Below are 9,658 nucleotides of genomic sequence, written 5' to 3' on the forward strand. Positions count from 1 at the left end.
ACAGCCCCATGGCCACCGCAAGCCTGCACCCCGGTTACACCGGCCCCGTCCGCGACCGCGTCGAGAACTTCCACGGCGCCCAGCTGGTCTATGTCCACTGGGAGGAGCATCTGAACTTCTGCTCGGCGATCACCCTGCCCCTGCCGCCGCAGACGCCCTTCGCCGCCCTGACCGGCGAGATCCTGCCGTCTCTCTATGCGGTGGATCCGGAATGGGCCGAGGTCGACCTGTCCAAGGCCCGCTGGATGCTGGACGGCGCCGACTGGACGCCCGATCCGGCCCTGTCGCTGGCCGATCAAGGCGTCGGCCACAAGTCGCTGATCCGCTTCTGGACCGGCCCGTCCGCCACGGCCTGAGGATACGCCGATGCCGACCCTGACCATCGAACCGATCGGCGAGACCATCGAGGTCGCGCCCGGTCAGACCTTGCTGGACGCCTGCCTTCGGGCCGGCGTCTGGCTGCCCCACGCCTGCGGCCACGGCCTGTGCGGCACCTGCAAGGTCGAGGTGCTGGAAGGCGAAGTCGATCACGGCGGCGCCTCCCCCTTCGCTCTGATGGATTTCGAGCGCGACGACGGCAAGACCCTGGCCTGCAGCGCCATGCTGCTGGCCGACACGGTTATCGAGGCCGACGTCGATGAGGACGAAGACGCCCGCCGCATCACCGTCGACGACTATGTCGGCCAGGTCGAACATCGCGAGATGATCACCCCGGACATCATGGCCCTGTGGCTGCGTCTGGACGGCGCCGGTCTGGACTTTCAGGCGGGGCAGTACGTCAACCTGCGCCTGCCGGGCATAGAGGGCGCCCGCGCCTTCTCCATCGCCAGCAGCCCGGCCGAGCCGAACCTGATCGAACTGCACGTTCGCCGCGTGCCCGGCGGCGCCGGCACCGCCTGGCTGCACGACGAACTGAAGACGGGCGACCGGCTGGAGTTCACCGGGCCGATGGGGCGCTTCTACGTCCGCCGCTCGGCCGAGAAGCCGCTGATCTTTCTGGCGGGCGGATCGGGCCTGTCCAGTCCCAAGGGCATGATCCTGGACCTGCTGGAACAGGGCTATTCAGAGCCGATCACCCTGCTGCACGGCGGACGGCGCCCGTGCGACCTGCATTTCGGCGACCTGTTCCGTCGGCTGGAGAGCGAGCACGACAACTTCCGCTATGTCCCCACCGTCTCCCAGCCCGAGGCCGACGACGTCTGGGACGGCGAGACCGGCTATGTCCACGAAGCGGCCGAACGGCTGTTCGAAGGACGGTTCAGCGGCTGTCAGGCCTATCTGTGCGGGCCGCCGCCGATGATCGAGGCGGGCGTCATCGCCCTGATGAAGGGCCGCCTGTTCGAGCGGGACATCTTCATGGAGCGGTTCCTGACGGCCGGCGACGCCGAGGCGACGGCGCGCTCGCCCCTGTTCCGCAAGATCTGACGCCGAAACGCCGCGTCTGAGGGGGCGCGGCGCAATCCAAAACCGGGCGGGTTCGACCGGCGCACCCGCGCCGGACGGCGGCCTGCGCCCAAAAACCAAGGGAGGGAAACGACAATGAAAACACCGAAAATAACGACAGCCTTGATGGCCGCCAGCTTGGCCATCGGCATCACAGACGCGGCCCATGCAGGCGAAACGCGCGGCACGGCCTATGCCGACGGCGCCGAATCCCTGGGCGTGGCGCAACTGCCGCCGCCCGGAACCTATCTGCTGACCTACACCAACTATTACACCGCCGACCGCCTGAACGACGGCGACGGCGACAACCTGGTCCCCGACTTCTCGCTCAACGCCTTCGCCAACATCGCCCGGGTGGTCCACGTCAGCGACAAGACCTTTCTGGGCGCCACGGTCGCCGCCCACGCCCTGATCCCGGTCGTCAATCTGGACGTCAAGGCAGGCGGTCAGAGCCAGAGCAATTTCGGCCTGGGCGACATCATCGTCAGCCCGCTGGTGCTGGGCTGGAAGAAGGGCGACTGGAACCTGGTGGCCACCGTCGACACCTTCATTCCCACCGGCGACTACAAGGCGGGCGACCTGGCCAACATCGGCCGCAACTACTGGACGTTCGAACCGGTCTTCGCCGCCACCTACGCCCAGCCCGGCGGCGGCTGGGAGGCCTCGGCCAAGGTGATGTACGACTTCAACACCACCAACGACGACACCGACTACAAATCGGGCCAAAGCCTGCACACCGACGCGGCGGTGGCCTACACTACGGGCAAGCTGACGTTGGGCCTGACCGGCTACTATTACCGCCAGACCACCGACGACAAGATCGCCGGCGTCCGCGTCGGTCCCGACGGCGTGCGCGGCGAGGCCTTCGCCCTCGGCCCCCTGGTCCGTTACGTCGTGGGGAACGTGCCGATCACCGCCCAGTGGCAGCACGAGTTCCACGCCGAGAACCGCCCCCAGGGCGACAAGCTCTGGGTGAAGGCGGCCTTCCGCTTCTGATCGACGTCTTTTGGCGGCGCCCCGGGCATCCGATTTCGGCATTACGGCTCCAGGGGCGCCGCAGGCGTTTCATTTGAGGCGGAGCATTGGAGCCGGCCCGCTTCGGGAGCCTGATGTGCACGGCGTAGGCCCAGACAGCAGAAAGCCCCCCGGGGCGTTGGCCGTCGGGGCTATGTAAGCTTGGGTGCGGGAGCTGGATTTGGGCGATACCTCACACTTAACTTCCTCGCCTGAGATTTCGCCGACAGACTCTAAAACTCGGCTGATGCGGCCGCGAGGTCCGCCAGAAATCTGGCGCGTTCGCTATCCCTCCTAGCCGGATCAGGCAGGCGCAGCAGATAGGCGGGATGCACCGTAAGAAGCACACGCGCGCCGTCTGCCGTCGTCATGACCCGACCGCGCTCGGTCTGCACGGCAGGCTTCCGGCCAAGCACCGCCAGACCCGCCGTCGCGCCCAGCGCCAGGATCAGCCGGGGCTTCACCAGACGCCGCTCGTGATCCAGCCACCAGCGGCAGGCCTGGACCTCGGCTGCATTGGGCGTCTTGTGCAAGCGACGCTTGCCGCGCGGCTCGTGCTTGAAGTGCTTCACCGCATTGGTGAGGTAGAGATCGCGTCGGTTCAGTCCCACCTCTTCAAACGCCGCGCCCAGAAGACGGCCCGCAGGTCCGACGAACGGTCGCCCGACCAGATCCTCCTGATCCCCCGGCTGCTCGCCCACAACCATCAGAGCAGCGCGCTTCGGCCCCTCGCCGCAAACGCCCTGGGTGGCGTCACGCCATAGCGGACAGCGGCGGCACCCCTGAACGCCGCGCGCCAATTCATCCAGGCTTTCGGGAGCCAGATCGTCAGTCGCCGCGCGATCGACCACAGGCGCGCGGACGCGCTGGAACCTGTCGTTGGGTCGAGACGTGGGGCGGGTCACCATGGCTTCGGTGCGAACCGACGCGGCGGCCATCAGTTCCGGGATCAGCGCCGCCTCAGGCAGGTTCTTCCAATAGCGCTTGGGCATTTCCGACTGCATCGCCTGAGGCCGCAGCCGCGCCGGATTGAAGGTCGAGGCGTAGTAGGTGCGCCAGAGATCCTCCATGGCGTCCTCGGTCGGAGCCTGCGCCTGCTCGGCGGCGGGGCGGCAGGCCAACGCCTCGCCGTTCCAATGAGCTGAGCCGTCCGGCGTCAGGATCGTCCATCGCATGGCGCTGAATCGACGGACAAAGAAAGGAGCCGTCGCCTGCAGCACGCGATGCGCCGGCTCGAACCAAGCGACCCAGTGTTCGCCTGCCTCATCCTCGGCCTGTCGGAAGCGAACGAAGGCCTTCATCTTGTGGGCGGCGCGGCGCACAGCCTTCACCCGATCAGCCGCCTCGGCCATGTCCCGATCAGACAGGACGGCCAGCAGGTCAGGCTGACCCTTCAAGCGCCACAGCAGGCGATACATCAGATCAAAGCGATCCTCGGATCGATGCTGAATCAACTGCGCCGCCATCTCCATGAAGGCGCGCGGGGCGTTGAATGCGCCCTCGACTTCGGGAAGAGCCGCCGCCTCGTCGAACAGGTCGCCGCGCGAATGGCCCACGACGAACCGCACCTGTGCCGGCTCAACGCCCGCCAACCGCAAACGCCGCGCCGCCTCGCGCCAGCCGTCGAAGTCAAGCGGATCAGCCAGGACAAAACTCCGCATCAGAACAGGCTCAACTGCTCGGCCTTGCGACGAGGGGCCAGGCGCGCACGCAGGTCCGCCGCATCGGTCAGGCCGCCGGGCGTCCAATCCAGCGCCGTGATCCACGGCCGCACCGCCTCGATAGAGCGCGTCAACCGCCCCACGTCCTCCAACCGCAAGGTCCGATGCCGCCGCACGGACAGGATGCGGTCAACCGCCTTCACGCCCAGCCCTGGCACCCTCAGCAGCGTTTCACGCGCTGCACGGTTCACATCGACGGGAAAGGCCTCCCGCCGCCGCAGGGCCCAGGCCAGTTTGGGATCGACGGCCAGATCCAGCATTCCATCATCCGTCCCCTCCCCGATCTCGGGCGCGGTGAAGCCGTAGAATCGCATCAGCCAATCGGCCTGATAAAGCCGGTGTTCGCGCATCAGCGGCGGCTTGGTGGGCGGCAACAGGCTGGAGCCGTCGGGAATGGGGCTGAAGGCGGAATAATAGACCCGGCGCAGGCCGTAACCGCCATACAGGGCGGCGCTGCGCGCCATGATCTCCGTGTCCGGCGCCCCGTCGGCGCCGACGATCAACTGGGTCGACTGTCCCGCGGGGGCGAAGGCGGGCGGGCGTTTGCGGTCCTTCTTTTCGGGCCGGGCCGCTTCCAGCTTCAGCCGTACCTGCCCCATGGCCTTGCGGATTGTCCGCGCGTCCTTTTCGGGAGCCAGTCGGCCCAAGGCCTCGTCGCGAGGCAGTTCGATGTTGGCGGACAAGCGATCGGCATAGAGGCCCGCCTGCTCGACCAGCCGCGCGTCCGCCTCCGGGATCAGCTTCAGATGGATGTAACCGCGAAAGTGGTGGTCTTCGCGCAATCGCCGCGCGACCTCGACCAGCTGCTCCATGGTGTAGTCGCCGTTGCGGATCACCCCCGACGACAGGAACAAGCCCTCGATATAGTTGCGCTTGTAGAAGGCCAGGGTCAGGTCCACGACCTCCTGCACCGTGAAACGCGCCCGCTCGACGTTCGATGACACCCGGTTGATGCAATAGGCGCAGTCGTAGATGCAGAAGTTGGTCAGCAGGATTTTCAGCAAGCTGACGCACCGGCCGTCCGGCGTATAGGCGTGACAGATGCCCATGCCCTCGGTCGAGCCGATCCCGCGACCGCCCAAGGAATCTCGTTTAGCCGAACCCGATGAGGCGCATGAAGCGTCATATTTCGCCGCATCCGCCAGCACCGCCAGCTTTCGTCTCAAATCAATCTGCGCCATTTGTTCATGATACGTTCCGGCCGTGGGATGATCCAGCTTGGCTGGAGCGATTTCTCAGAACGCCAGCGGTGCGGTCTGCCAGGTCACGCCGACGGCGGCGACCAGAGCGCCTGTTAAGGCGACTCGCCGCTCCCATCGGCCCGGCTCATCCGGCGCCGGACGCCGCGCCATAGCGAAGGCCGCGACGGCGATCAGCGTCAGACACAGAAGGCTGAAACCCAATCCGATCCAGCGACCAGCGGCCGCCTCGGTCGAGGACCACACGTCTGCGGCGCTGGCCAACAGGTAAAGCCCCAGAAAATGCGCGGCCCAGATCAGCAGCCCTGCCGTCATCGCCAGCCAGCGCCTCATGCGCCGGAGCTCGGAAACAGTCGGATCAGCAGCACCACGATCACCGCCTGCGCCGCCGTATAGGTCATGAAGAGGCCGATCAGGTCTACCGTCGACGGCCGCTCGGCCGACAGCCGCCTGAACGCCCGTCGCAGCAGGATGTAGAGTCCCATTAACATCCCGATCCCGGCGAACGTCGCCGACCAGCCGAGCAGGGCGAAGACAGCGGCGCCCTGGCTGGTGGCGTCAGGCTTGAGCCCAGCGGTCCACCAGGCTTGGAGCTCAAGCCCTATCGCCGTCGCGGCGCCGATGGCGCTGATGTCTAGAAGAACCGTAGCGAGCGTCTCCGCTCCCTTCCCGGTCCGGCGCAAAACGTGCGGCGCCGCTGCGGCGCAAAGCCCCCCCAGGGCCAGAACGCCGAGGTGCAGCATCATCGACGCCGTTTCCGGCGGCGCCTGCCACAGATCCGGCCGCCGGCTCCACAAAAAGACATAGGAGAAGCCCGCCAGCAGGCAGACCATGCCGCCGACGATCAGCACGATCACCATGGCCCACCAGCCGTGGCTGGACGGACCCGAGACATAGTTGGGCATGCGGACGCCCGCTCCGATGTCGGTCGTCTTGCGGCTGTGCGGCGCATCCAGGAACCAGCACCAGCGCATGATGCAGTAGATCGCCAGCACGCCACTGACCACGGCGGCGACATAGGCCTGGACGGTCAGGATCAGGAAGAAGCCTGCCGTGAAGAGGGCGCCGAACACGTGCCAGGGTGACGGACGCGGGAGGCGCAAGACATACTGCGGCTCAGCGTTCAGAGGGCTGGTGACCAGGGTCTGGCGCTCGCCTCCCGCCGCGCCGGGCAGGAACCAGCGCCCCTCCTCCACCTCCTTCGCCAAGCTCTTCTGTTCCCACAGCGGATAGAGGCTCTTCACCACGGGGACGGAGCGCACAGAATAATAGCCGCTGGGCAGCCACTCCAGTCCTGGGCCGTCGTGGATGTTGCCCGCCTCGCGCGGGCCGAAGGGGCGGAAGTTGCGGATCATGTCGACGACCCACAGCAGGACCGCCAGGCCGAACAGGAAGGCCCCGACGGTGGAGATGAAGTTGGGTAGATCCCAGCCCCGCCCCGGCAGATAGGTGTAGACCCGACGCGGCATCCCCATCAGCCCCGTCAGATGCATCGGCATGAAAGCGATGTTGTGCCCAACGAACATCAGCCAGAAGATCCATCTGCCCATGCGTTCGCTCAGCGGCCGGACGCTGGACATCGGCAGCCAATAGTAGATGGCCGCGAACATCGGAAAGACCATGCCGCCGATCAGGACATAGTGCAGGTGGGCGACGATGAAATAGCTGTCGTGGGCCTGCCAGTCGAAGGGCACCATGGCGACCATCACCCCGGTCAGCCCGCCCATGACGAAGATGACCAGGCCGCCCACGGCGAACAGGCCGGGCGTGGTGAAGCGCATCTTTCCGGCCGCTATGGTGGCGATCCAGGCGAAGACCTGCACGCCCGCAGGGACGCTGACCGCCATGGAGGCGGCGCTGAAGTAGTTGATGCTGATCTGCGGCATGCCGGTGGTGAACATGTGGTGCGCCCACACGCCAAAGCTGATGAAGCCGGTCGCCAGCATGGCCATGACCACCAGGGGATGCCCGACCAGCTTGGTCCGCGCCATGGCGGGTATGATGGTCGACATGGCGCCCGCCGCCGGCAGGAAGATGATGTAGACCTCCGGGTGGCCGAAGAACCAGAACAGGTGCTGCCACAGCATGGGATCGCCGCCCTTCAGCGGATCGAAGAAGGGCCAGCCCAGCGCCCGTTCCAGCTCCAGCAGCAAGGTCGCCAGGATCACCGATGGAAAGGCGATGATGATCATGCAGGCGAAGATCAGCATGGCCCAGGCGAAGACCGGCAGCTTGTCCAGCGTCATGCCGGGCGCGCGCGTCTTCAGCACCCCGACGATGATCTCGATCGCTCCGGCGATGGCCGAGATCTCGATAAAACCGATGCCCAGCAGCCAGAAGTCGGCGTTGATCCCCGGCGAATAGGTCATGCCCGTCAGCGGCGGGTACATGAACCATCCCCCGTCCGGCGCCAGGCCGAAGAACAGGGAGCAGAAGAAGGCCAGGCCGCCGATCAGATAGGCCCAGAAGGCGTAGGCCCCCAGGCGCGGAAACGGCAGGTCGCGCGCTCCCAGCATCTGCGGCAGCAGCAGCACGCCCAGCGCCTCGACCGCCGGCACGGCGAACAGGAACATCATCACCGTGCCGTGCATGGTGAAGATCTGGTTGTAGGTCTCCTGCGGCAGGAAGCCGGTCATCGGCAGGGCCAGCTGGGTGCGCATCAACAGCGCCAGCACGCCTGCCAACACGAAGAACAGCATGGCCGCGCCGACGTAATAGACGCCGATGATATTGTTGTTGATCGCCGTGATCCACTCGCCGGGACGGCGCGGACCGCACCAGGCGGCTTCCAGTTGCTCCAGCTCGCCGTCCGGACGCGGCTCCTCGGTGGGAAAGCGATCGTATTTGCGGACGTCGAAGCCGGTTTCCGACGTCATTTCAGACTGTCCAGATAGGCGGCCAGATCCCGCAGCTCGCGCCCGGTCAGCACTGGATAGGACGGCATGCGGTTGCCCGGCTTGATCCCTTGGCTGTCGGCGATCCACCCCGCCATCGTGCCCTGATTGTTGGGCAGGATGCCCGCGCCCAGCGTCTGGCGTGCGCCGACATGGGTCAGGTCCGGCCCGGCCAGGCCGTTGGCCTCCGTTCCGCGTATGGTATGGCAGGCGCCGCAGCCCGAGACGCTGAACACTCCCGCGCCGGGCAGGGCGGATGGCGCGGCGGGCGCGGCCTGCCTGGCCCGCCAGGCCTCGAAGTCGGCCTCGGCATGGGCGACGACGACGAAGCCCATCAGGGCGTGAGGTCCGCCGCAATATTCGGCGCACTGTCCCGCATAGACGCCCGGCTTGTCAGCCTGCAGGCGCATGAAGTTGCGGCGGCCCGGGATCATGTCCGTCTTGCCCCCCAGGCGCGGCACCCACAGGCTATGGATGACGTCGGCGCTCTCCAGCTCGATCACCACCGGACGGCCGACGGGGATGTGAACCTCATTGGCGTCCTGGACCGTTTCGCGGCCCTGGTCGTCCAGATAGGCCACGCGCCACCACCACATCTCGCCGGTGACGCGCACGCGCATCTCGCCGTCACGCGGCGCATCCGACACGCGCGCGGTGACGTTGAGGCCGTAGATCAGCAGGCCCGTCAGCACGACCACCGGAAAGGCCAGGCCGCCGATCCAGACCAGACGCTCGCCGCCAACGCGACGTTTCCACGTCCTCGGCCCGAACAAGGCGACGCCCAGGGCGATCAGGACAACGGCCAGCACGACCGCGCCCATGACGAACAGCACCCAGGCGACCACCGTCACCGGCCCGGCGAACGGTCCGGCCGGGTCCAGAACCGGCGGCGGCCAGCCGCCCAGCATGTCCGGCGTCTCAGTCGTCATCGAGCGTATAGAGATAGGCCGCTATGTCGCGGGCTTCGGCTTCGCTCAGGGGCATGGGCGGCATGCCGGTGTCGGACAGCAACGACGGCGCGTCGCGGACGAAGGCGGCCATGACCGCGGGCTGGTTCGGCAGCCTCCCGGCGATCATCGGCCGCGCCGCCACGCCCGCCAGCGATCCGCCGGTCCGCCCCTCGGGCCAGGCCACGCCGGGAATGACGTGGCAGGCGCCGCAGCCCTGGGTCCGGATCAGGCGCAGCCCCTCGACCGCGTCGGCGCCCGCCAGGTCGCGCGGCGCTCCGGCCTTGTCCGCGCAGGCGGCTAGGCCCAGCAGGCCGGCGACCGAAACTGCAGCGCCTATCTTCCCCATCGTCGCGACCTGACGGCATACGGCCCCTTTCCGCTTCGCCAGACCCCATCAGCCGCGCGGCCCGGGGTTCCGAGCCGTTGCGGGCCCGCCG

9 protein-coding genes are annotated in these 9,658 nt (G+C 67.2%); 3 read left to right on the plus strand and 6 right to left on the minus strand.

The annotated features are described in order from the left end of the window. The first annotated feature begins 8 nt into the window (after nucleotides 1-8). The 3 genes from B2Y21_RS01975 to B2Y21_RS01985 all read left to right on the plus strand — a co-directional run bounded on the left by B2Y21_RS01975 (nucleotide 9) and on the right by B2Y21_RS01985 (nucleotide 2,439). Nucleotides 9-356 (plus strand): phenol hydroxylase subunit P4, encoded by a 348-nt coding sequence (locus B2Y21_RS01975; protein ID WP_292056445.1) that lies wholly within the window; start codon nucleotides 9-11, stop codon nucleotides 354-356. A gap of 10 nt (nucleotides 357-366) precedes the next feature. After that, nucleotides 367-1,425: an NADH:ubiquinone reductase (Na(+)-transporting) subunit F gene (locus tag B2Y21_RS01980; protein ID WP_292056448.1), complete on the plus strand. Its 1,059-nt coding sequence runs from the start codon at nucleotides 367-369 to the stop codon at nucleotides 1,423-1,425. 144 nt (nucleotides 1,426-1,569) lie between these two features. Beyond that, nucleotides 1,570-2,439 (plus strand): SphA family protein, encoded by an 870-nt coding sequence (locus B2Y21_RS01985; protein WP_292056450.1) that lies wholly within the window; start codon nucleotides 1,570-1,572, stop codon nucleotides 2,437-2,439. A gap of 251 nt (nucleotides 2,440-2,690) precedes the next feature. On the opposite strand, the gene B2Y21_RS01990 is transcribed toward B2Y21_RS01985, so the two are convergent. Genes B2Y21_RS01990 through B2Y21_RS02015 form a run of 6 tightly spaced genes read right to left on the minus strand, consistent with a single transcriptional unit; the run spans nucleotide 2,691 to nucleotide 9,567 of the window. Further along, nucleotides 2,691-4,118: a UdgX family uracil-DNA binding protein gene (locus B2Y21_RS01990; RefSeq protein ID WP_292056452.1), complete on the minus strand. Its 1,428-nt coding sequence runs from the start codon at nucleotides 4,116-4,118 to the stop codon at nucleotides 2,691-2,693. Continuing rightward, a complete protein-coding gene (locus tag B2Y21_RS01995; RefSeq protein ID WP_292056455.1) occupies nucleotides 4,118-5,359 on the minus strand; it encodes a putative DNA modification/repair radical SAM protein in 1,242 nt (413 codons plus the stop codon). Before B2Y21_RS01995 ends, B2Y21_RS01990 begins: the two co-directional genes overlap by 1 nt. Before the next feature lie 54 nt (nucleotides 5,360-5,413). Further along, the gene (locus tag B2Y21_RS02000) at nucleotides 5,414-5,710 is read right to left on the minus strand and encodes a hypothetical protein (protein WP_292056457.1); all 297 of its coding nucleotides are present in this window, start codon (nucleotides 5,708-5,710) and stop codon (nucleotides 5,414-5,416) included. Further along, complete coding sequence (locus tag B2Y21_RS02005) at nucleotides 5,707-8,253, minus strand: cbb3-type cytochrome c oxidase subunit I (RefSeq protein ID WP_292056458.1); 2,547 nt, start codon at nucleotides 8,251-8,253, stop codon at nucleotides 5,707-5,709. The genes B2Y21_RS02000 and B2Y21_RS02005 overlap by 4 nt, the downstream gene beginning before the upstream one ends. Continuing rightward, nucleotides 8,250-9,200, minus strand: a complete 951-nt coding sequence (gene coxB / locus B2Y21_RS02010) for a cytochrome c oxidase subunit II (protein WP_292056460.1) — start codon at nucleotides 9,198-9,200, stop codon at nucleotides 8,250-8,252. The genes B2Y21_RS02005 and coxB overlap by 4 nt, the downstream gene beginning before the upstream one ends. Continuing rightward, entirely contained in the window at nucleotides 9,190-9,567 is a 378-nt protein-coding gene (locus B2Y21_RS02015; protein WP_292056463.1) for a c-type cytochrome, read from the minus strand. Before B2Y21_RS02015 ends, coxB begins: the two co-directional genes overlap by 11 nt. Nucleotides 9,568-9,658 lie beyond the last annotated feature (91 nt).

The organism is Brevundimonas sp. UBA5936 (genome assembly GCA_002430835.1).
In the GTDB taxonomy this organism is placed as follows: domain Bacteria; phylum Pseudomonadota; class Alphaproteobacteria; order Caulobacterales; family Caulobacteraceae; genus Brevundimonas.